The sequence below is a fragment of the Pseudoalteromonas sp. S1610 genome (assembly GCF_005887465.1).
Classification (GTDB): domain Bacteria; phylum Pseudomonadota; class Gammaproteobacteria; order Enterobacterales; family Alteromonadaceae; genus Pseudoalteromonas; species Pseudoalteromonas undina.
In genome coordinates this window covers 54982-76582 of record NZ_PNDI01000019.1, presented here as the reverse complement: position 1 = coordinate 76582, position 21601 = coordinate 54982, and the positions used below count along the sequence as shown (strand labels likewise).

18 protein-coding genes are annotated in these 21601 nt (G+C 40.4%); 8 read left to right on the top strand and 10 right to left on the bottom strand.

Annotation, left to right across the window (positions count from 1 at the left end; all coding sequences use genetic code 11):
* Nucleotides 1-112: 112 nt before the first annotated feature.
* Nucleotides 113-694, top strand: a complete 582-nt coding sequence (locus CWB77_RS09325; protein WP_054202865.1) for a DNA-J related domain-containing protein — start codon at nucleotides 113-115, stop codon at nucleotides 692-694.
* 8 nt (nucleotides 695-702) lie between these two features.
* Here CWB77_RS09325 and dbpA read toward each other — a convergent pair whose 3' ends face one another.
* Nucleotides 703-2091, bottom strand: a complete 1389-nt coding sequence (dbpA, locus tag CWB77_RS09320; RefSeq protein WP_054202866.1) for an ATP-dependent RNA helicase DbpA — start codon at nucleotides 2089-2091, stop codon at nucleotides 703-705.
* Between the two features lie 193 nt (nucleotides 2092-2284).
* Between dbpA and CWB77_RS09315 the strand changes: the two genes are divergently transcribed.
* On the top strand, nucleotides 2285-4360 hold the full coding sequence (locus tag CWB77_RS09315) for a TonB-dependent siderophore receptor (RefSeq protein ID WP_138622469.1): 2076 nt from the start codon (nucleotides 2285-2287) through the stop codon (nucleotides 4358-4360).
* 135 nt (nucleotides 4361-4495) lie between these two features.
* Nucleotides 4496-5437 (top strand): tetratricopeptide repeat protein, encoded by a 942-nt coding sequence (locus CWB77_RS09310; protein ID WP_138622467.1) that lies wholly within the window; start codon nucleotides 4496-4498, stop codon nucleotides 5435-5437.
* A 23-nt stretch (nucleotides 5438-5460) separates the two neighbouring features.
* On the opposite strand, the gene CWB77_RS09305 is transcribed toward CWB77_RS09310, so the two are convergent.
* Nucleotides 5461-6363, bottom strand: coding sequence for a DUF808 domain-containing protein (locus tag CWB77_RS09305; protein ID WP_138622465.1), 903 nt, complete (start codon nucleotides 6361-6363; stop codon nucleotides 5461-5463).
* Nucleotides 6364-6480: 117 nt separating this feature from the next.
* On the opposite strand from CWB77_RS09305, the gene CWB77_RS09300 reads away from it, so the two are divergent.
* From CWB77_RS09300 to CWB77_RS09280, 5 genes are all read left to right on the top strand, one after another.
* Nucleotides 6481-6759, top strand: a complete 279-nt coding sequence (locus CWB77_RS09300; protein ID WP_010392663.1) for an MliC family protein — start codon at nucleotides 6481-6483, stop codon at nucleotides 6757-6759.
* A gap of 67 nt (nucleotides 6760-6826) precedes the next feature.
* Nucleotides 6827-8857 carry a methyl-accepting chemotaxis protein gene (locus tag CWB77_RS09295; RefSeq protein ID WP_075170864.1) on the top strand — a complete coding sequence of 677 codons (2031 nt, stop codon included), beginning with the start codon at nucleotides 6827-6829 and terminating at the stop codon, nucleotides 8855-8857.
* Between the two features lie 71 nt (nucleotides 8858-8928).
* Nucleotides 8929-10395, top strand: coding sequence for a 4-hydroxy-3-polyprenylbenzoate decarboxylase (gene ubiD / locus CWB77_RS09290; RefSeq protein ID WP_138622463.1), 1467 nt, complete (start codon nucleotides 8929-8931; stop codon nucleotides 10393-10395).
* Between the two features lie 95 nt (nucleotides 10396-10490).
* Entirely contained in the window at nucleotides 10491-11204 is a 714-nt protein-coding gene (gene fre, locus CWB77_RS09285; protein ID WP_138595956.1) for an NAD(P)H-flavin reductase, read from the top strand.
* 159 nt (nucleotides 11205-11363) lie between these two features.
* Nucleotides 11364-11777 carry a CBS domain-containing protein gene (locus tag CWB77_RS09280; protein WP_055013101.1) on the top strand — a complete coding sequence of 138 codons (414 nt, stop codon included), beginning with the start codon at nucleotides 11364-11366 and terminating at the stop codon, nucleotides 11775-11777.
* A gap of 66 nt (nucleotides 11778-11843) precedes the next feature.
* Here the strand turns inward: CWB77_RS09280 and add are convergent, their stop codons facing one another.
* From add to cyaY, 8 genes are all read right to left on the bottom strand, one after another.
* Nucleotides 11844-12845, bottom strand: coding sequence for an adenosine deaminase (add, locus tag CWB77_RS09275; RefSeq protein ID WP_008109049.1), 1002 nt, complete (start codon nucleotides 12843-12845; stop codon nucleotides 11844-11846).
* 119 nt (nucleotides 12846-12964) lie between these two features.
* Nucleotides 12965-15631, bottom strand: a complete 2667-nt coding sequence (locus tag CWB77_RS09270) for an ATP-binding protein (RefSeq protein WP_138622461.1) — start codon at nucleotides 15629-15631, stop codon at nucleotides 12965-12967.
* A 46-nt stretch (nucleotides 15632-15677) separates the two neighbouring features.
* The gene (locus CWB77_RS09265) at nucleotides 15678-16787 is read right to left on the bottom strand and encodes a heme biosynthesis HemY N-terminal domain-containing protein (RefSeq protein WP_138622459.1); all 1110 of its coding nucleotides are present in this window, start codon (nucleotides 16785-16787) and stop codon (nucleotides 15678-15680) included.
* Entirely contained in the window at nucleotides 16784-18622 is a 1839-nt protein-coding gene (locus CWB77_RS09260; RefSeq protein ID WP_138622457.1) for a uroporphyrinogen-III synthase, read from the bottom strand. Before CWB77_RS09260 ends, CWB77_RS09265 begins: the two co-directional genes overlap by 4 nt.
* Nucleotides 18622-19560, bottom strand: coding sequence for a hydroxymethylbilane synthase (gene hemC / locus CWB77_RS09255; protein WP_138622455.1), 939 nt, complete (start codon nucleotides 19558-19560; stop codon nucleotides 18622-18624). Before hemC ends, CWB77_RS09260 begins: the two co-directional genes overlap by 1 nt.
* 59 nt (nucleotides 19561-19619) lie before the next feature.
* Nucleotides 19620-20525: a DUF2914 domain-containing protein gene (locus tag CWB77_RS09250; protein WP_138622453.1), complete on the bottom strand. Its 906-nt coding sequence runs from the start codon at nucleotides 20523-20525 to the stop codon at nucleotides 19620-19622.
* A 23-nt stretch (nucleotides 20526-20548) separates the two neighbouring features.
* Nucleotides 20549-21205 carry an alpha/beta hydrolase gene (locus tag CWB77_RS09245; protein ID WP_138622473.1) on the bottom strand — a complete coding sequence of 219 codons (657 nt, stop codon included), beginning with the start codon at nucleotides 21203-21205 and terminating at the stop codon, nucleotides 20549-20551.
* Nucleotides 21202-21525, bottom strand: coding sequence for an iron donor protein CyaY (cyaY, locus tag CWB77_RS09240; RefSeq protein ID WP_008109036.1), 324 nt, complete (start codon nucleotides 21523-21525; stop codon nucleotides 21202-21204). Before cyaY ends, CWB77_RS09245 begins: the two co-directional genes overlap by 4 nt.
* Nucleotides 21526-21601 lie beyond the last annotated feature (76 nt).

The following is a 21601-nucleotide window of genomic DNA, read 5'->3' as shown; positions in this document are numbered from 1 at the left end:
CATCTAATTTAGACCAATTCAAAACAGGCACTCACGCCCACTCCTTGGGGTTTAATGTTATTTGGGTATATGATAATTTATCCAAGATACACTAATTAATAGATTGTAAACAATGCTTAACCCTCTGATAGATGAGATTTTTGAACTATTAATCAATAAAAAAGTGTGGATGGTTCATACTTTAGCATCTGAGTTAAAACAACGTGGGTTTCTTGATACTTTAGCTGCCGAGCCTGAGCGCGACCTATTTAAGCGCAATTTTTTAATTATGAATGCGCTTTATCAGCTACAACAGCAATTAATGCCAAAACAACAATTAGTCGTTAAAAGCTTACATATTGAACTAGTAAACAGTTCCAGTTATAACCAACTACATCCTAACGATCCACTACGCGACTATTATTTAAACTGGCAAAATTTTGAAACATCTACGGATGAAGTCAAGGCGTTATTAGATAGCTTTTGGCAGCAATTTAGTAGGCCTACTTATCGCGAAATTCCACTGAGTAATGAGCAGCAACAACAACTGCTGGTGCGTTGGCAATTAACATCGCCAGTCACACTAAAAGAATTACAAAAGCGTTGGCGACAACTTGCAGTGCAGCATCATCCAGATAAACAAGGGGGTGACAATGAGGTGTTTAAACAACTAAAAATAGAATATGAGCAACTCAAGGCGAGTTGCTCAGATTAGATCGAGAGTTAACGCGTTAGCCGACGAGCACGAATTTTACGTCCTTTAATATTACCTTCGGTTAATTTGCGTAACGCTGGTTTAGATGAGTTACGCTCTACCGCAACAAATGCCACGTTATCAAGTACGTTGATTTTACCAACTTGGCGCCCAGCAACACCGTCTTTTCCGGTTAATGCGCCTAAAATATCACCCGCGCGCACTTTTTGCTTTTTGCCTGCATCTATCATCAGCGTCACCATTTCAGGTTTGTATGGCGGCTTATCTAGTAGGTTATAAGATGGCATTGGCTCAGGAGTAAAGTCACGCTCGTAATGGTCGCCAATTTGAGCCACTTTAAATTGCTCTGCCTCACCATAAATAGAACACGCAATCCCTTTTTTACCTGCTCGTCCTGTACGGCCAACACGATGTACATGAGTTTGTGGATCGTGAGCTAAGTGATAGTTAATCACCATGTCCATGTCATCAATATCTAAGCCTCGTGCAGCTACATCGGTAGCCACTAAAATAGACGCACTCTTATTCGCAAAATGAATCAGTGTACGCTCACGGTCACGCTGCTCTAAATCACCATGCAGTGCCACCGCACTAAAACCTTCATCGGCTAAATCATCACATACTTGCTGCGTTTCAACCTTGGTATTACAAAACACCACACAGCTTTGCGGGGTAAATTTAAGAAGTAACAGCTTAAGCGTTGGATAACGCTGTTTATTATTATCCATTTTGTAGAAGTATTGCTTAATCGTGCTTTTTTCTTGCTGCTCTTCTACTTTAATCATTTCTGGATTACTAAGTACACGCTTAGCAATAGCTTCGATTGATTTTGGAAAAGTAGCACTAAATAACAACGTTTGACGATTGGTTGGAATGCGATCAATTATGGCATCGAGAGTGTCTTGAAAACCCATATCAAGCATTTGGTCGGCTTCATCAAGTACCAGGGTTTCAACATCATCTAAACGCAATGTACCTTTGCGAATATGATCGTCAACTCGCCCCGGTGTACCCACAATAATATGTGCACCATGTTCGAGTGAACCAATTTGCGGCCCAATTGAAACCCCACCACACAAAGTTAAAATCTTAATGTTATGAATACCACGCGCTAGTTTACGCATCTCAACCGCCACTTGCTCTGCAAGCTCACGAGTTGGGCATAATACTAGCGACTGAATACGAAAGCGTTTTACATTTAGCTTGGCTAAAACGCCTAAACTAAATGCCGCTGTTTTACCTGAGCCTGTTTTGGCTTGGGCAATAATATCTTTGCCACTTAAAACAGGCGGTAGGCTTTGCGCCTGTACAGGCGTCATTTGGGTGTAGCCAAGCGTTGATAAATTATCAACTAACCCTGAAGGTAAGGCCAACGATGAAAAAGCAGTTGCAGTCACAGTAAATTCCATAGCAAAAAATAACTTGAGAAAAGTCTCAATTAATATGCGGCTAATAATAGCAGAATTAACAATTAGCAACCATTAGCAACGTACGATTAAAAGTTGCAATAAAGATATTGCAAATGATAGTTGTTTTCATTAAGATCTGCGGCGTTTTACTACTCTAATAATTCTAAGCCGGAAGCCACTAATGAAACTTAACCCTCTTTTTATTGCACTTTTAGCCAGCACCTCTGCAAATGCATTTGCCAACACCGCAAATATAGAACGCATTGAAGTTAAAGGTAGCTACTTCAACGACTACAAAGTAGATAATGCCAGTGGGGCAATGAGAACCTCAACCTCATTACTCGATACCGCACAGTCAGTTACCGTAATCACTGACACAATCGTTAATGAGCAACTAGCAACAACTCTTGGTGAAGTATTGACCAATGATGCTAGTTTAACTGCAGGATCTAAACAACGAAACAGAGAAGTATTTAACTTACGTGGTTTTCAATTAAGCTCATCAACCGGCTACCTGCGTGATGGCCACCAGCATTGGTCTCATTACCAACAACCCATTGAAATTTTAGAGCAAGTAGAAGTTATTAAAGGCCCTTCAAGTATTTTGTATGGGCAATCAGGCCCCGGTGGCCTAGTTAACATGGTAACTAAAAAGCCAACTGCACAAACGCTATTTAGTGCCAGTGCCGATGTTGACCAACATGGTTCAACTCGCTTTATGCTTGATGCTGGCGGCGCACTCACCGAGGCTGAAGATTTACGTGCCCGTGGTGTATTAGTAAAACAAGATGTTGAATACTGGCGAGAATACCAAAATGGTGATAACCGCGAACGCGATCGCTTCTTAGGTGCCTTAGTGGTTGATTACGATATTAGCGATAATGCCCTAGTACGTGTTCATTATGATCGCACTGATGACGAAGCAGGCTTAGATACTGGCGCTTGGATAGATAATGATGCCAACATTATTGGCGATGACAAAACAATTCGTGATATGTCATGGGCCTTTACCGACATTACTGTTGAAAACATGGGTATTGATTTCAAAGTATTTTTAACCGATAACTGGCAAGTAAATTTAGGCTACAATGAGCAAACGTTTGAACGCCAGCGCTTTGAGTCAGCACCACGTAAGCCAAGTGACTTTATCGAAGGTGATAGTTACCAGTCACGTCCTTACGATCGCTTCGATGATTGGCAGTTTAAAACTGCTTTTATTGACTTCATTGGCGAATTTGAAACGGTGGGTTTACATCATCAATTACTTGTAGGCGTTAACTCACTGGATTATTACTACGGCCAATTACGCACATCTGCTGATACGATTAATTTTTCTGCCGATCAAAATGAGCCTAATCGCCCAAATATAAGTTACAAATCAGATGACACTATTAGCTCATCTGCTTACGACTACTACGGGGTTTATATCCAAGATTTAATTTCATTCTCACCAGAATGGCAACTATCACTGGGTGGTCGTTACGATAAACAAAGTAAAGAAAACAGCAATAACGAATCGTTCGTACCTAAAGTTGGTGTACTTTACCATCCAAATGCCTCTGCAACTGTTTATGCAAGTTACTCAGAAGGATTTGAGCCGCAAAACGAAACATTAGTAAATGATAAAGATGTTAATAACGGTATGAAGCTCGATGCTATTACCTCTGAGCAAAAGGAAATTGGGGTGAAATGGCAACTGTTTGATGACCGATTAATGCTTAGCGGTGCCTTATTTGATATTAGCAAAACAGGTACCTTAGTGAGCGAAGATCTTATTAACCCTATCGGTGATATAACCAGCATCACCACACAGGCAGGTGAGCAACGCCATAAAGGTTTTGAGCTTGCAGCTCAGGGCGCTGCAACTGACCGTTTATTTGTTATGGCATCAACCATGTATTTAGATGCTAACTATGAGCGTGATGAAAAATTAGAGGGCAAACGCCCTACTGATGCTCCAAAATGGTCTGCCTCTTTATGGACACGTTATGAACTCAATGACGCTGTTGCTTTTAATGCAGGTGCGTTCTACGAAGGAGAGCGTTTTGCTGATAACGCTAACACCGTAACAAAAGAGGGTTATACTCGTGTTGATATTGGCGCAACCTACAAGCTTAACTTAAATAACAACGATATTAACTTACGTTTAAATATTGAGAACTTATTCGATAAAAACTACCTAGCCGGTGGCGGTTTAAATAACGTTACCGTAGGTGAAGGCACTAGCGTACGTTTAGCTGCACAATTTAGCTTCTAAGCTGATTCTCTACAAAGCCCATATTAAAAAGTATGGGCTATATAAACTAATCCTATATGACATAATTACTTACAGTTTGCTGCTTTACTAATTTATCACTTGCTCTAAAGTTGTAAATTAACAAGGAGCCTTATTATGTTGCTTTTCAATACTAGTCAGTCATTCCCTCATTTTACACACGTTCAGTGCTGCCCCGACTGCAACAACAACAGCTATCACTTAGTTAATCAAAGCCGCTTTTTACGCTTTACCATTTTTCCTATATTTCCGATCAAGTTAAGCTATAAACGCGAGTGCTATAAATGCGGACATAGTGAGGCTATCAATATTAAAACGTTACCTCTGTTTGAAAAGCTTAGCCTACCAAAATACTGTATTGGATTAATTTTATTACTATGGGGGGCGTTATTTTTTTATCAAAAGCACCTCAACACTGAAGCACTAAAACAAAGCTATTTAACCTCCCCAAAAGCTTATGATACCTATTTAGTTAAAGCCGATAAGTTCACTCACGAACCATGGACACTCACTAATTTAAAAGTTGCGCAAGTACTCAGCTTTGATGAGCAATTTATAACGTTTCAGGTGAGTAATTACAGCTATAAGCGCACTAGTGCCATTACCACAGCGATGCGTGCAAGTTTATTAGTACAAAGAGATTACTTTTCTTCTCAAACTATTACTCTGCCTCGTAATGAAATAAAACGTTTATACGAAGATGACATTATATTTGACGTGCTACGCCCACAAGCATATTCACTTTATGGCGGGTTTGTGATGTTTCCACCTAAACCTAAACCTCTTTATAAAGGCTTAAAGCTCGATGAGAATAATCAGCAAGGGATTATTTACTATAAAGATAAGCAATATAACGAAGCGCTTGAAAGCTTTAACCTAGCAGCAAACTCAGGCTCACAATGGGGTCAACTAAATCTTGCTCAGATGTATCGTGATGGACAAGGTACAAAAAAGAACATTCAGCAGGCGATTTATTGGTATAAAAAAGCCATTGCTCAAGGTAATAGCAAAGCTATATACGAGCTTGAGCAACTATGCAAAACAACTCAGTGCGAATAAAATAAAGTAGCGTTACCACCGCGCTACTTATTTGCTTTAAATAACTTAGTATAAGCGACATGCGCAATCACAATAACCAAACCAGCACCTATTCCTAACAGTCCGTCAAATACTAAAGGGGCTAGTATTTCTCCTGTGCTACCAGCAACCGACTGCGCATAATGAGTTACATCCACTTGGGTATGATGCAAAAGCTCAATTGCGTGTACTAAAATTCCACCACCCACTAAAAACATCGCCACCGTGCCCGCAAAGGCTAAAAACTGCATTAACCGTGGGGCTGCAGCTAATAAGGCTTTACCGAGTAATTCTTTAAACTTACTTGCGGAGAGTTTGGATTGATTAAGTAAATATAAACCTGCATCATCAAGCTTTACAATCCCTGCTACCAGTCCATAAACACCAATCGTCATAATGATGGCAATCACACTCAATACCAGCGCCTGATTGATTAATGTCGCCCCTGCGACCGTGCCTAATGTAATAACAATAATTTCAGCGGAAAGAATAAAATCAGTACGAATGGCGCCTTTAACTTTTTGTTTTTCATACTCTGCCAGGTTTAAATTTTCAGCACCTTCTGTTGCTTCTGCATGATGAGGTAAAAATATTTTTTCTGCGCCTTCAAAACATAAAAATAAGCCACCTATCATTAAAAGTGGAGTAATTAGCCAAGGCAACCACACACTAATTAATAACGCAGCAGGGACTAATATGGCTTTATTTAAAAACGACCCCTTTGCCACTGCCCATACAACGGGCAGCTCCCTATCAGCAGTAACCCCAGTAACTTGCTGAGCATTAAGTGCCAAATCATCACCAAGTACTCCGGCTGTTTTCTTTGTCGCAACTTTACTCATGGTCGCAATATCATCCAGCAAAGTCGTTATATCATCCAGTAATGTTAAAAGGTTGGTGCCAGCCATGAAATTTCCTAACTAAAAATAAGATCTTAAACATAACGTAAAGCTATATTTTCACCAACGGTTAATTTAGCTTTGTTAAGCTCTTAATTAAACAAGGGACTCAATAAGGCACAGCCAATGAAACACGCTATCGTTATTATTGCTCTAATAGCTTTGACTGCATGCAATAAGCAGCCAGTTACAAATAACTATGTTTGCGATAACGCACCTGCAAAACTTGATATTATTAGCAACAAGCAAGCAAAGCTGAGCTTTTATGATCATGATTACATATTGAATCATGAGGTGAGTGCTTCAGGCAGTAAATACATTAATCAAGAGGTGTTATTTTGGAGTAAAGGAGAGCAAGCAATGCTAATAATTAACGGCAAAAAATACCAATGCAGCAGCAATTAACCAATAACTAACATCAAATTAAAAAACTTGCTACACTAACAAAAGTCTTAATATTGTTGATAAAGTTATGCAATCTCTCGCTATAAAACATAAAATAATTTTAGCCTTTTCAGCCATTGGCTTGTTAATGCTTACTAGCTGCATATTTTTTTACTGGTCACTAAATCAGATTAGTATCACTAACACACGTATAGAAGCGTTGGCAGTGCCTGTACAACAAGCCAGTAAAGACCTTCGTTTATCACTCCTTTCTATCACTAAATTTAATGCCATTGCTTATAGCCAAACTAAACTTAATTTACTGCTGGAAAATAAAAAGCAGGCACACGCTGAACAAACGCAGTTTTTTAGTAAATTAGAAACACTAAAAGCACAAGTTGCCCAGCAGCAAGGTATGCAAACACTTCTTACAGCTATTAACAAAGACTTCGCCCAGCTAAATACAATAAGCAACCAAATGCTTGCAGCAAAAGAGCAACGATTTAAGGCGCAAAGCTCAGCCGCAGCACTAACAATTACGTTTAATGAACAGCTTCGTGAACTCAGTAACCGCTTGCTTGATATAGAGCTCATAAACGTTGAGAGCAACCAGCAATCACTTTTGAATGCAGTATTTGGCACTGCGACTCGTGTTGATGATTTATTATTTACTTTAAATAATAATGTCAAAGGGATTGGGCAAATAACAACTTCAGAAAATATAAACGATCATCAGCAAGATACCTCTTTTTTACTCGATAATATTAAATCTAATCTTAGCTACTTAGAGCAACAAGCCGCCCCAATTGCTAATAAACTCAACGCTAATGAGCTAATTACAGCGTTTAACGATTTAAGCAGCTTATTAAATAATCCTGATGGGCTGTATGCATTGCAAAATGCTGTGCTCAATAATAAAGATAAAGTTGATCAGCGGTTTGAAAGCTTTCAACAGGCATTTATTAGTATTGAAAGTCAACTGATTGAGCTTAATAAACTGGCTGACATACGCTTTAACTCCCTACAAGAGAGCGCTAAGTCAGCGATTAATACCGGCTCTAGTTTAGTGATTATTATTGCGTTTGTTTTAATTGCTTTGCTGATTATTATTTCAGTTTTTACTACTAACGCCATGCTAAAACCGCTTAAAAAGGTAAACAAAGAACTTGCTCACATAGCCTCAGGTGACTTTTCTAAGCGTAGCAACCCCCGCAGTAAAGATGAATTTGGTACTCTGATGCATAACACTAATAAGCTTTGTGATGATTTAACTCACTTAATAAAAGCCATTAGTAACGATGCTTACGAACTAGATAATTCAGCTATTCAAACCAGCGAAAAAGGCCAGCAAATGACCATTGTTGCTAAGCAACAGCTGGAACGTAGTGCACAAGCAACCTCATTAGCACAGCAAATGTTGCAAAGTTCTCAAGCCGTACACGAACAAGCGCAAAGCACCTCTAATGAAATTACTAATGCCTCGCAATTTGCCAATGACGTTAACGACATTGCAAATAATAATAGCCAAAGCATTGAAGCACTTTTAAGCCGCTTAGATAGAGCAGTAAGCAGTACAGAAGAACTAGCTCAATATACGCAACTAATTGGTGCCATTGTCGATACCATTAGCAGTATTGCAGAGCAAACTAACTTACTGGCACTTAATGCCGCAATTGAAGCGGCACGTGCTGGTGAACATGGTCGAGGTTTTGCCGTAGTAGCCGATGAAGTACGCTCGCTTGCAGCCCGCACACAAAGTTCTACAAGCGAAATTACCACCATGATTAACACTCTACAGCAGCATACTCAAACCACTCAAACTGAAATAAATGATGGCCAACAACAGGCTAAGCATTGCGTTGAAAACAGTACTGAACTAAATAGTGCCGTTGAGCGTATTAAGAGCACGCTGGTATCGGTTAATGCTATGAGTAAAGAGATTGCGAGTGCCTCACATGAACAACTGGCAAACAGCACCGATATTCAACAAATAATGGCTAAGGTAACCGAGCAGGCTACCTTAAATGCCAACAATGCAACGACCCTAGCAAGCGAAAGTGAAGACGTTAACCAACTTGCACACTCACTAAAAGGTGCAGTAGAGCGCTTTAAGTTTTAAGCGCAGCTAATGACTTGGCTTGTATGAACTGGGTATAATACTTTTAACTTTTTGCTAAGTAACGGCCCACAATGAAATACAAAGATCTGCGCGATTTTATCGATTTACTTGAGAAACGAGGCGAGTTAAAACGCATCAGCCAAGAAATCGACCCGTATCTTGAGATGACCGAAATTGCTGACCGCACACTGCGTGCCGAAGGCCCTGCTTTATTATTTGAAAACCCTAAAGGGTACGACATTCCCGTTTTAGCTAACTTGTTTGGTACCCCAAAGCGTGTAGCTATGGGTATGGGCCAAGAAGATGTGAGTGAATTACGTGAAGTAGGAAAATTACTCGCATTTCTAAAAGAGCCTGAGCCGCCAAAAGGCATTAAAGAAGCGCTCGGACAAATTCCGGTATTCAAGCAAGTACTTAATATGCCGGCTAAAGAAATTAAAAAAGCCCCCTGCCAACAAGTTATTTTACAAGGTGACGACGTTGACTTAACTAAGTTTCCTATTCAGCACTGCTGGCCTGGCGATGCTGCACCTTTGATTACTTGGGGTTTAACCGTTACCAAAGGACCTCACAAAAAGCGCCAAAATTTAGGGATTTATCGTCAACAGCTATTGGGTAAAAATAAAATCATTATGCGTTGGTTATCTCATCGCGGTGGCGCGCTTGATTTTCAAGAGTGGTGTAAAGAACACCCTGGCCAGCCCTACCCTGTTTCGGTGGCATTAGGTGCAGATCCTGCGACTATTTTAGGTGCTGTTACCCCCGTTCCAGATACGTTAAGCGAATATGCCTTTGCAGGTTTACTACGTGGTAGTAAAACTGAAGTAGTTAAGTCAATCTCGAATGATTTACAAGTACCAGCCAGTGCAGAAATCGTACTTGAAGGGCATATTATGCCTGGAGAGATGGCGCCGGAAGGTCCATATGGCGACCACACAGGATACTACAACGAAGTCGACGACTTCCCAGTTATGACGGTCACTCATATTACACATCGTAAAGACCCTATTTACCATAGTACTTTTACTGGCCGTCCGCCGGATGAGCCTGCGATTTTAGGGGTGGCATTAAACGAAGTATTCGTACCAATCTTACAAAAGCAATTTCCAGAAATTGTCGATTTTTATTTACCGCCAGAAGGTTGTTCGTACCGTATGGCCGTGGTGACAATGAAAAAACAATATCCAGGTCACGCCAAGCGCGTAATGATGGGGGTTTGGTCATTCCTACGACAATTTATGTACACTAAGTTTGTTATTGTCTGTGATGATGATATTAACGCTAGAGATTGGAACGATGTAATTTGGGCTATCACTACTCGTATGGACCCTGCGCGCGACACGACGTTAATTGAAAACACGCCAATTGATTATTTAGATTTTGCATCGCCCGTATCTGGCCTAGGTTCAAAAATGGGTATGGATGCAACAAATAAATGGCCTGGCGAAACAACCCGTGAATGGGGCGAACCTATTGTAATGGATCAAGCCACTAAGGATCGAGTTGATGAGCTTTGGGATAGCTTAGATATTCTTTAACGACTTTGGTCTAGGGCCTCTAGGCTATAAACTCACCCTGCGGATATGCTATTATTGCTCAAATAAAGTGCGTATCCGCTAATTTAAGGTAAAACATGCAAACATTACTCGCTGAAGTTGTTTCTATCAGCCCACTAACAGAATTTGTTCATAAAGTTATTTTAAAGCCGCAACAGCCTGTAGCATTTGAAGCTGGTCAATATTTACAGTTGGTTTTAGGTGAAAAAGATAAACGTGCGTTTTCAATCGCGAGTCGCCCCTCACAAACTGATGCATTAGAATTACACATTGGCGCATCAAACGCAGACTCTTACGCGATGCAATCATTAGAACACCTTCGTAGTGCCCACAACGAGAACCAAACCGTAACTATTGAAGCAGGTTTAGGTATTTCTCAGCTGCGTTTGCAGTGCGAGCGTCCAATTATTTTACTCGCCGGCGGTACTGGTTTTTCTTACGCAAAGTCAATGGCCGAGCATTTAGCTGAAATCAACTGTGAGCGCCCGGTGCTATTTTACTGGGGAGTAAAAGAAGAGTCGGCGCTATATGCACATACCGAAATGCAAGCATGGGCAGATAACCGTGAAAACTTTAAATTTATTCCTGTCGTAGAGCATCCTACCGACAGCTGGACTGGCCACACTGGTTATGTTCATAAAGCGGTGATGAACGATATCATCTCGTTAGAACCTTACGATATTTACATGGCAGGTCGTTTTGACATGATTGGCATAGTACGTGATGATTTTATAAATCATGGCGCCACTCGTGAAAACATGTACGCAGATGCATTCGCGTTTATAAAGTAACATTAGCGCATTATTTTAAGGCACCTTAGGGTGCCTTAATTGTTTTAATTGCTAGCACTGTGATTGTTATTACCTATTAAGCTCATCAACATAAACAATTTCCTAAAATCCAATCTATAAACCATACTTTGTACAGAACATTAAGCGGGAGAAACCTAAATGTTAAATACAAAAGTAAAAGATTTTATGCAACATAAGTTGCCTCATATCACCCCTAATACAGAAATGACCACAGCCATAGCAGAGCTAGAAAAATTTAAACTACTAGGCGCGCCGGTATTTGATGATAATAAGGTGCTCGTTGGCTTTATCTCAGAGCAAGAATTACTTAAACCCTTAATGCAAAGTAGTTATTTTTGTGATGGTATGGTTAAAGTATCGCAGTTGATGCAAACAGATGTGGTAACCGTGAACGGCGATACCAATATTATGGAATTAGCAGAACAAATGAAGCCTGGTAAGCCTAAAAATTACCCCGTGATCGATGGCGGTGTAGTGGTAGGTATGATCAGCCGTGCCGATATATTAAAAGCACTTTATAATAATTACGTTAGTTGTAATGCGCACATATAAAAAAATGCCACTGTAAACAGTGGCATTTTTAATTATATAACCTGAACTCTGGATAATATAAGCAACTTAACGCTGTGCGACTTTAGCTTTAAGTGCGCTTTTATCAGCGTCACTTAAATAGGCAATTTCAAGCGCATTCGCTTGCGCTTTTTCCATATCGGCTTGTGACAAACCTGCTTTTGGTGCTGCCACTGCGTACTCGTACTCAATTTCAATGCCTTCAACAGCTGGGTCATCCGTGTTAAGACAAGCTAAAATACCATGATCTAAAAACTGCTTAAGTGGGTGTTTGGTTAAATCATTCACTGTACTGGTTTGAATATTACTGGTTAAGCACGATTCAATACCAATACGGTTATCGCGTAAATAATCCATTAGTTTTGGATCTTCAATCGCTTTAACACCATGGCCTATTCTGCTTGCGCCAAGCTCGTTTAATGCTTGCCAAATACTTGGAGCACCTAACGCTTCACCAGCATGCACAGTAACAGCCAAATATGCATCACGTACTTGCTTAAAATGATCAACAAACAACTCGCCAGGATAACCAATTTCATCACCGGCCAAATCCACTGCAACCAAATCATTTTTAAAGGCAAGTAACGCGTCCAACTCGTGCTGACAGGTTTTAACTCCGTATGTACGAGACAAAATACCAATTAAGTTTGCTTTTATATCAGTATCTTTTGTTGCACTTCGGATACCATCAACCACTGCTTCAACAACGCCTTGAGGGTGTAACCCTTGGCTTTGAGCCATATAATAAGGACTAAAACGCAGCTCTACATAATCAAGACCCTGCGCTTGCGCATCTTCAATGTTTTCTATCGCAATACGTCTACAGGCATCGTAATCGCCTAGTACCGTCACTCCCCAATCAAGCTTTTGTAAAAATGCCATTAAGTTTGGCTCAGGATCAATAACCTGAACATGAGGAATAAGTGCTTCAACATTGTCCGCTGGTAAAGCGATATTAAACTGACGACCAAGTTCTAGTATGGTTTGCGCGCGTACATTACCATCTAAATGACGGTGAATATCTAGCAAAGGTATTTTTCTATTGATCATAATAGCTACTCGGTTGAATTAAAATTGCGCGAATGATACGCAGGTACAGTAATATTTCAAGTGTAGAATACTTAAAATAGCGCTTGGAGGTCTTATGTCTGCTTTTTATATAAAAAGAGTTAACGTGATAAATAAAACCAAATCATTTTAAACAGTGCATCTGCATCAATCGGTTTTGTTATATAGTTATCCATCCCCACGTTAATCGCTTTTTTAGCATCTTCTTCGTGCGCATTAGCAGATAGGCCAATAATAGGTAAATCTAAAAACCCTAATTCATTACGAATCACTTTCGTTGCCTTTAAGCCATCCATTTGTGGCATTTGAATATCCATTAATACTAAGTCGTATCTTTTATCGCTTAGCATTTTAATCGCTTCAAGTCCGTTATTAGCAATATCAACAACACCCTGCTTGGTTTCTAAAATAGCAGTAGCCACATGTTGATTTAATGGGTTATCTTCAACGAGTAGTAAGCGATACTTCGCCAGTGATAGGTTGCTTATATCTATTTTATCTAACTTACCTGAATAATATTGTGCTTTAGGTAACGGAGAATGAAGCGGTAAACTAAAGGTAAAAGTAGAGCCGTGACCTTCACTACTTTTTAAATCAATTGCTCCTCCCATCAGCTCCACTAATTTTTTACAAATACTTAAACCAAGCCCTGTGCCACCAAACTGGCGTGAGGTTGAACTATCAGCCTGAGAGAAGGGGTTAAATAGCTGTTTTTGTGCCTCCTCACTAATTCCAATCCCCGTATCATTGACACTAAAATAAGTCATTTTTGCTGACTGCCAAATCTTTAATGTGACACTGCCCTTAGCAGTAAACTTAACGGCATTATTTAATAAGTTCAGCAGCACCTGCTTTAAACGAATAGGATCGGTATTAACAACTAAAGGAGCATCATGATCAACCTCAACTTGCAGTGACAAAGGCTTATTACTGACCTCAAACTGCATTAAACTCATAACTTCTTTTGCTAGAGACTTTAGCTCCACAGGTTCCTGCACTAACTCAAGTTTACCCGCCTCCATTTTTGAAAAATCGAGCACATCATTAAGCACTCTCAATAATACGCTGACCGCACCATCAGCTTGCTCTATGTAAGATTTTGCTAGTGGCCAGTCCCGCTGTTGCAGTGCTAAGTAATGCATGCCTTTAATACCATTAATTGGGGTGCGAATTTCGTGGCTCATATTGGCTAAAAACTGACTTTTTATCTCACTGGCTTTATCGGCTTTTTGCTTTTCCTGACGCAAAGTCAGCGTTTGCTTTGCCACTTGTTCGCGTATACGAACATTGGTGGCGACCACTGAAATTAAAAACATAATCAATAGCCAAACAAATAACATTCCCACTATCTGTGCTAACCAATAAATAAGCCAGGTTGACTCCGTCTTAGGTTGGTATATTTCTACCTGCCATAACCGATGGCCAATTAACAACTGATAATCTTTTAGCAACGTCATTGAGTCATGCTCAACGCTATAAAGAGTCTGTTTATTATCTACTTTATTTATATCAGTAAAGCTAATCGCGACTTCACCACTACTATCAAATGAAAGTACCTGCGACAACTTAGCTAAGTTAACGAGTGCAATCACAAATCCTTTGAAATCCCCTTCAATATCAGGAGCACCAAATACAGGAGAAATAAAAAGCACGCTTAATTCATCATCTGTAGGGGCTAACTTAAATGGTTTACTCAGTACCAACTCATTAAGAATTTTTGCTTTATTAAGGGCATCGCGAATATCTATATCAGAGCTCAAATCGAAGCCCAACAAATCTTGCGTGTTCTTTATAGGATAAATGTATTTTATTGGGTAATAAGTATTGCTAAAGGGTGCTTGTTGCCACTGTCCATTCGCCATTCTTTGCTTTATAACGATACTTTTGTCCCATTCAGCAGGATCATTAATAGACTTGGCAGTAATCATTGGTACCCAATTTAACGCTAAAATCTCTTCACTATAGCTCAACTGCTTAGAGGTGAAATGATTAAACTCATCAAGGCTAACTTGATCACTACTTGCTAAAAATGCACCTAACAAAGATAGATGAGCAGCCACTTCATCTAACTTCTGATTAATGGCACTTTGCGTCATCAGTACTTTGGCGTCTTGTTTTTGAAGGTCTTTTTGTTTTTTTACACTGGCCGCGCCATAAAAACTAATACTGATAATGGCGTAAATAAGTAACGCAGGTAAAATAACTTGCAGCCGATGACGCAACTGCGAATAGTTAAATATGGCCAGTACTAAAGGGGTAAAAATCAGCACCCCAATTGAGTCACCTATCCACCAAGTAATAAAGGTACTGATGACATCAGATGTGCTAATAAAATGATTTAAAACAAGTAGACTAGTTCCTGCTCCAGCAGCTATGACACAACATAGCGGCCCACCAATCACCAAGCTTTGAATACTAAGTTTTAAAGAAGATAAATTAAGGGGAGCTTTAATGACTTTGGTAATAAGAAATGCACCAAGCCAAGCCTGAAAAAATATAGCGCAACTAACCCCGAGGGATTGGATTAATATTTGCCAATTTAAGATATCAGCGGAGTTATCTAAGTGAATTAAATTAACAAAAACCGCACCGGCAAAAATGCCAGCATAAGCGCGACGCCCCCATAGTAAAAAGCTTGCCAGCGCAATACCAGCCGGAGGCCAAGAGGCAACCGCATAACCGTTAACGGCGAATAAAAAGTTACTTAGATAACCACTAAAGAAATAAGCGCATGCGAGGCTAAAAGATAATGTAAATACATTTTTCACAACCGTCGCTCCTGCGCTTTTATTATTGATTTATAACTATAATTGATTATTGGTAGAGTACAAGTGCCTTATCTAATTGTGCACTGTGCTCATAACTTAATATCGCTTGTTGTCGATACTGTGCTTTATTTTCGCTATTGAGTGCTTTATCAAAAACACGTGCTGCTAAGTCGTAATCACCTTGGGCATTGGCTAAACACGCCAGCGCTAATAATAACGCGTTATTGTGCTCGTCTTTTTTCAACCGCTCTTGAATGCTTGATTGCAGCTTATAAGCATTACTTGGTGCAGCTTCACTTAAAATATAAGCCAGTTGATCATGCTGCTTGTTGTGCTTGAGCAATTTAATTAGCTCATTTTCGATACTTGCTAGCTGCCCTGTTTTGGCCATTTGGGTTAAATAAGCCGTGTGCGCATGCGCCTGCAACTTTTTACCTAAATGTTGATATTTAGCGGTTAACTCATCACTTGCTTGCGCAGCAAAATAAGCTAAAAACACTTGCTGCCACTGGGTATCATTCAAGGCATTTTTGCGTAATAAACGCGGTAAAAAGTCTTCAAGCAATTTAAAATGCTGTTGTTGCACTAAAACTTCGGTGTACAACTTCAAATCAAGTACCGTGGCTTTTTTAGATTCTGCAGCCACCCGTATTTGCGGCTCAATTACACTACTGTCGCCACTAGCTAACCATAACTTAGCCACTTTAAGTTGTTGCTCTGGGCTGATTTCAAATAAACGCTCAAGCGCTTTATCTGGCTGATTATTTGCCAGCGCAGCTTTTGCTAATAATGCTAAACGTATATCGGAAAATTTAGCAGGCACACTATTGCTTGAAAGCGCACTTTCTACTTGCTCGTAATCATCATTAATGAGGCTCCACAATGCTTGCTCTATAGCCGCATGTTTACGCTCTTGGCTTCGCGCAAAAAAGCCATGCTTAGTGTTTCTGTATATAGATAAACAATAACGCACTAGCTTATAAGTTAAATATAAAGCCGCTGCGCTCAGTGCTGCCATAATACAAAACGAAACAATTGTGCCCTCTATGGTGGTATTGTTAAATGAAATCAGCACGTAGCCTTTTTCATCTAACACAAAGGGGGTAATCGCTAGCACCAATACAATAGCGACAATAAAAATAATCAGCCCTATCATTGTGCCCACTCCTTCACTTGTTGAGTGCTTTGCAGTGTCACTTCAGGGTTAAAGTTAAGCGATTCTTTTTCAAGATTGGCTAATGTCTGTATTACCACTTTTGTTGCATCGTCATCTTGTTTAAAGTATTCATTAACCAAACGTTTTGTATCATTCAAAGCGTTAAAATAAATACTAGCTTGTTTACCCATTAATGCGTCTTGCGCCTGAGTAATATTAAGCTTGATGCGCTGGGTAATTAAATGACGCTCTCGGTCAGTTAATAGTGGCTCAATTAATACGCCTTCATGATGGCGAATAGTAATAAAGCTATCGACTATTTTATTCCAACTATTAAGAATGTTTTGTTGCCAATCACTAACATCTTCAGAGAGTGCATTCTCATCACTTATACTCGCCTCTTCAGGCAAATTAACCGCATTAAATACCAAGTCATCAATACGCTTTATTACGCTGTTTAATTGTAAATAAATCGCTTCTGTCGCAACGGGTTTAATATTGTCGAGTGTTTGTATGTCTTGTGTAATTGCTTGACGCAACTCAAGCGTACCAGAATGATCACTTAACAATGAATCTAAACGTTTAAGCACGGCACTGGTGCCTGAGTAATCTTGTTCTGCCCACAGTTTAAATTCAGCCATGCGTTGCAAGCTGGTGACCTCTTGTGGATTTAATGTATTACCACTTTGTTGCACCTTTTGCAGCGCGGCTTTTAATGCTTGTTGATTTTTTACAGAATTTTCATTGAGCGCCATAGCGATTTGTTCTTCACTATTAAGCAGCGCTTGCTGCAAGCTAAGCTGCTCAGATTTAAGCGCTTGCAGCTCTTGTTGTAGCATTTTATTTTGTTCTGTCAGCGTATTAACTGCTAAACTTTGCACTTTACTGGCATTAAGCTTTTGATAAAACTCATAACCCACACCGCTGGCAACAAGCAAGGAAATCACTAACGCAACGCTACCTACTTTACTTACTTTTTGAGGAGCGCTCTGCGTTTGGTTATTCGCATTTACAGAGTCACTTTTAGTCGTATTAGAGGGGTTTTTTGCTGTTGGCTGCGCTGATTTTTCTACTTTTGACGTCGCTGACTGTTCACTCATTTTGCTACCTTGCTGATTAATGCAGGTAAACATAGCGTGGTCGCTAGCTCCTGCCGCAGTATGTATATGGGTCGAATTTATTTTTTGTTGCTGTAAATAAGTACCTATGCGCTCACTGGCAACGTAAAATTCGCACTGTTGTAACCATGTTAGTTGCGCCGCCGAGATAGTATTAAATATGGCGTCAACTGCAGCATTACTTGTAATGACTATACCGTGTACATTATGGCTTTGCCAGTGGTCTATCCAGTTAGCTGAGCTAGGCTCTACTGGCTCACGTTGATACACCACACAATTATTTAAATAAGCACCACGTTGCTTCAAGGTTTTTGCTATTTCAGGTCGCCCGCCAATACCTTTGACCAACACAATATTACTGCCATCAACATCAGCCAAAGACTTAAGCGCGAGTAATCCCTCAGAGTCATGTTGTTTTGGTAGTGCGGCACGCACACCAAATACTTCATAAATAGTATCAGCTGTTTGTTGCCCAACCCCATAAAACTGTGCTTTGGTATTAATAGCAGGCTTAAGTGCATTTAATGCATGCACCGCATCCTGTGAAACAAAAATAATTTTGTCAGCGTTCACCAGCGGGCTTAATTCAACGTTTGTTGGCGTTAAGTAGGTTATTTTTAAAACTGGATATAAAGACGCTTGATAACCCGCTTGCTCAAGTTGCTCTGCAAGGGCTGCGCCTTTTCCTTCGGGCCGAGTTATCAAGATATGTTTCATTATGCGTCTCGATATACTTCAGCTAGAATTTTATCTGCGCCTTGTGCTAATAATTTTTTAGCCAGCTCTACACCTAACTTTTCAGCATCATCAACGTGACCGCTAATTTCATCGCGTAAAATTTCACTGCCATCAATCGCACCGACCAAACCACGTAAGTGTACTTGGTCACCCTCAACCAATGCATAAGCACCAATTGGCACTTGGCAGCCCCCTTCTAAATGGCGGTTCATTGCACGCTCAGCGTTAACACGAATACGTGTTTCGTTATGCTCAAGCGGCGCTAACAATGCTTTCGTCACGGTATCGTCTATACGACACTCAATGCCTACAGCGCCTTGGCCATTAGCAGGTAACGAGACTTCTGGTTCAATAAAGTCACGAATACGCTCGCCCATTTCTAAACGAATTAGGCCTGCAGCAGCGAGTATAATGGCATCATATTGGCCGCTATCAAGCTTAGCTAAACGTGTATTGACATTGCCGCGTAAGTCTCGAATTTCTAAATCCGGACGCATCGCTCTAATTTGACACTGGCGACGTAAACTTGAAGTCCCCACAATAGCACCTTGTGGAAGCGCATCAATATTGGCAAAATTGTTTGATACAAATGCATCACGCGGGTCTTCACGCTCACAAATGGTGTGTAACTCTAAATCATCCGGAAACTCTACCGGCACATCTTTCATTGAATGCACTGCAATATCTGCACGGCCATCTAGCATGGCTTGCTCTAACTCTTTTACAAATAAACCTTTGCCGCCAATTTTAGCTAGCGGTGTATCTAAAATAATGTCACCTTGAGTCGACATTGGCACGAGCTCTACATGCACGTCATCATGAAAATGCTCTAGCTGCGCTTTTACAAATTCAGCCTGCCAGAGTGCCAATGCACTTTTACGAGTGGCAATGCGAACTAACTTTGTTTTTTCAGTCATAAAATATCCATTAATAATTACTAGCTTTTAGAATTAAAACTTGTTCAATCTAAGGCTATTTAATTTGCTAAAACTCTAAATTCTTTTTGAGCGATGAGCAGCCCGTTTTCATCAACTACATCAACGCGCCAATGCCCTAATTGAGTATCCATAATATTTTTAGTTGAGTACGTTCTGTAACGCGGAGAAGTGACCTTAAGTGCCACTTCAGCCATTATTTCATCTTCGAATAACCACACATGTTTTACCTGCTGTCCCTGTAAGTTTTTAAGCTCACTAAAAAATGACAGCGACTCTTCAAATTGATTCAAACGCACATCGGCGGCAAATACATTGGTTGGCTCACGGTTACTGACACTGCGAGTCAGAACTGCACGGCTAATTGTGGCTGTATCTATTTTGGCTCCCACAGCTACACTAGCAATGTGTGCAGATGCAGCAAATTTCTTTTGCTCAACTGGCTTTGCGCTAACAGTCTCAACTTCAGGGGCTTGAGTATCTATTGCTGCAATGGTTGCTTCTTCAGGCTCAGCAGTGATCGTTGGCTCTACTTCTTGCTTAATAATACTTTGTTGAACTTCAGGCTCCGATGGTACCTGTTCAGTAATAGAAGCTGGTTTTTGCTCAACTGAGGAAAAGGTTTTAGGGTCTGCAATCGCAACACTGCTTACCTGCTCCTCATCTGCATCTATGGCTTTTTCACTCTCTACTGGTGCTGCATTATCATCGCTTAGCGACACAATTGCTGTTTGTTGCTCAGTAAAATCAAGCTGCTCATTAGGATGCGACGTCCCTTGATCAGCATTCACGGCGCTAGACAGGCCGTAAATAACCGCTGCAGAGATCATAATCACCAACATAGAAATACTCACAATCCGACGCCAATGCCACTCATAGCTCACGTTGGGTTCGCTTACCTGTGGTTCACGTTTTACATTTGCTGTTATTACTATTTTCTGACTCATTTTGACCCTCAGCGGCTCCTAAACTAACTTAAGCGAGAAATTAACCATTGGCGCACAGCTTGTAACTCTTGTGTACAAACCTGATGCCCCATTGGGTATTCTTGCCAACTTACATCCATGTTATGCGTTGATAATACTTCGAACGCACTTCTACCCGCGCTATGCGGTACAACGTCATCTTGGCTACCATGAGCCATAAATATATTTAACTGTGTTTGTTTTGCTTCATCTGCCAATTTATGTGGCACACACATGTAGGTTGACAGCGCCATTACACCAGCCAGCTTTTGTTCTAAACGCGGTGCTAAATGAAGCGATACAACGCCACCTTGCGAAAAGCCCGCTAAAATAATTTTACTGGCAGGTATGCCGTTAGCAATTTCTTGTGTAATGAGTTGCTCAACTTTTGCAGCTGATTCTCTAACCCCTTGCTCATCGGCACGTTTATCTAAATCCATAGATTTAATGTCGTACCATGAGCGCATTTGCATACCACCGTTAATAGTAACAGCCTGCATAGGCGCGTGCGGAAAAATAAAACGCACTCCTAACTCAGTAGGTAAGTCGAGCTGCGGGGCAACAGGTGCAAAACCATCACCTGAATCACCTAAGCCATGCAGCCAAATCACCGTGGCTTTATGGGCGCTTTGCGCTGGGTATTCTACAAACCCTAAACTCATAGTGTTGATTGCCATTTAATTTCTTGACCCGCTTGGCGTGTAGACGCTTCGTTAATGAAGCTCCAAAATTCTGCACCCGAGCGGTTATCAATCCATTGCCCATCACGCATTTCAAAATGGTGACCATTAAATTTTGTTGCTACCCATACTTGGTGCAAAGGTGCTTGCTTATTAATCACAATCTTACTGCGATCTGGAAAAATAATTTCTAAAATACCTTGAGCCGATTCATAATCTAAATCTGCTTCACAATCATCAACTTGTTCTTCAATAGTGAACATAAGAGCTTCTGCTAACTGGTGATATTCGTGATCAGTCATCGTTAATTTCCTTTGCAGGCGAGGCGCCTAAATAATGGGTGCATGTTTATAGAGCTAGTGTAACAGGAATAAAATC

Excerpts from the sequence above, each read along its gene's own strand:
- add (WP_008109049.1), bottom strand. The coding sequence starts at position 12,845 with ATGATCAATAGAAAAATACCTTTGCTAGATATTCACCGTCATTTAGAT.
- hemC (WP_138622455.1), bottom strand. The coding sequence starts at position 19,560 with ATGACTGAAAAAACAAAGTTAGTTCGCATTGCCACTCGTAAAAGTGCA.
- ubiD (WP_138622463.1), top strand. The coding sequence starts at position 8,929 with ATGAAATACAAAGATCTGCGCGATTTTATCGATTTACTTGAGAAACGA.
- CWB77_RS09315 (WP_138622469.1), top strand. The coding sequence starts at position 2,285 with ATGAAACTTAACCCTCTTTTTATTGCACTTTTAGCCAGCACCTCTGCA.
- CWB77_RS09310 (WP_138622467.1), top strand. The coding sequence starts at position 4,496 with ATGTTGCTTTTCAATACTAGTCAGTCATTCCCTCATTTTACACACGTT.
- CWB77_RS09250 (WP_138622453.1), bottom strand. The coding sequence starts at position 20,525 with ATGAGTCAGAAAATAGTAATAACAGCAAATGTAAAACGTGAACCACAG.
- CWB77_RS09260 (WP_138622457.1), bottom strand. The coding sequence starts at position 18,622 with ATGAAACATATCTTGATAACTCGGCCCGAAGGAAAAGGCGCAGCCCTT.
- CWB77_RS09300 (WP_010392663.1), top strand. The coding sequence starts at position 6,481 with ATGAAACACGCTATCGTTATTATTGCTCTAATAGCTTTGACTGCATGC.
- CWB77_RS09245 (WP_138622473.1), bottom strand. The coding sequence starts at position 21,205 with ATGAGTTTAGGGTTTGTAGAATACCCAGCGCAAAGCGCCCATAAAGCC.
- CWB77_RS09265 (WP_138622459.1), bottom strand. The coding sequence starts at position 16,787 with ATGATAGGGCTGATTATTTTTATTGTCGCTATTGTATTGGTGCTAGCG.
- cyaY (WP_008109036.1), bottom strand. The coding sequence starts at position 21,525 with ATGACTGATCACGAATATCACCAGTTAGCAGAAGCTCTTATGTTCACT.
- CWB77_RS09295 (WP_075170864.1), top strand. The coding sequence starts at position 6,827 with ATGCAATCTCTCGCTATAAAACATAAAATAATTTTAGCCTTTTCAGCC.
- CWB77_RS09325 (WP_054202865.1), top strand. The coding sequence starts at position 113 with ATGCTTAACCCTCTGATAGATGAGATTTTTGAACTATTAATCAATAAA.
- CWB77_RS09280 (WP_055013101.1), top strand. The coding sequence starts at position 11,364 with ATGTTAAATACAAAAGTAAAAGATTTTATGCAACATAAGTTGCCTCAT.
- CWB77_RS09305 (WP_138622465.1), bottom strand. The coding sequence starts at position 6,363 with ATGGCTGGCACCAACCTTTTAACATTACTGGATGATATAACGACTTTG.
- fre (WP_138595956.1), top strand. The coding sequence starts at position 10,491 with ATGCAAACATTACTCGCTGAAGTTGTTTCTATCAGCCCACTAACAGAA.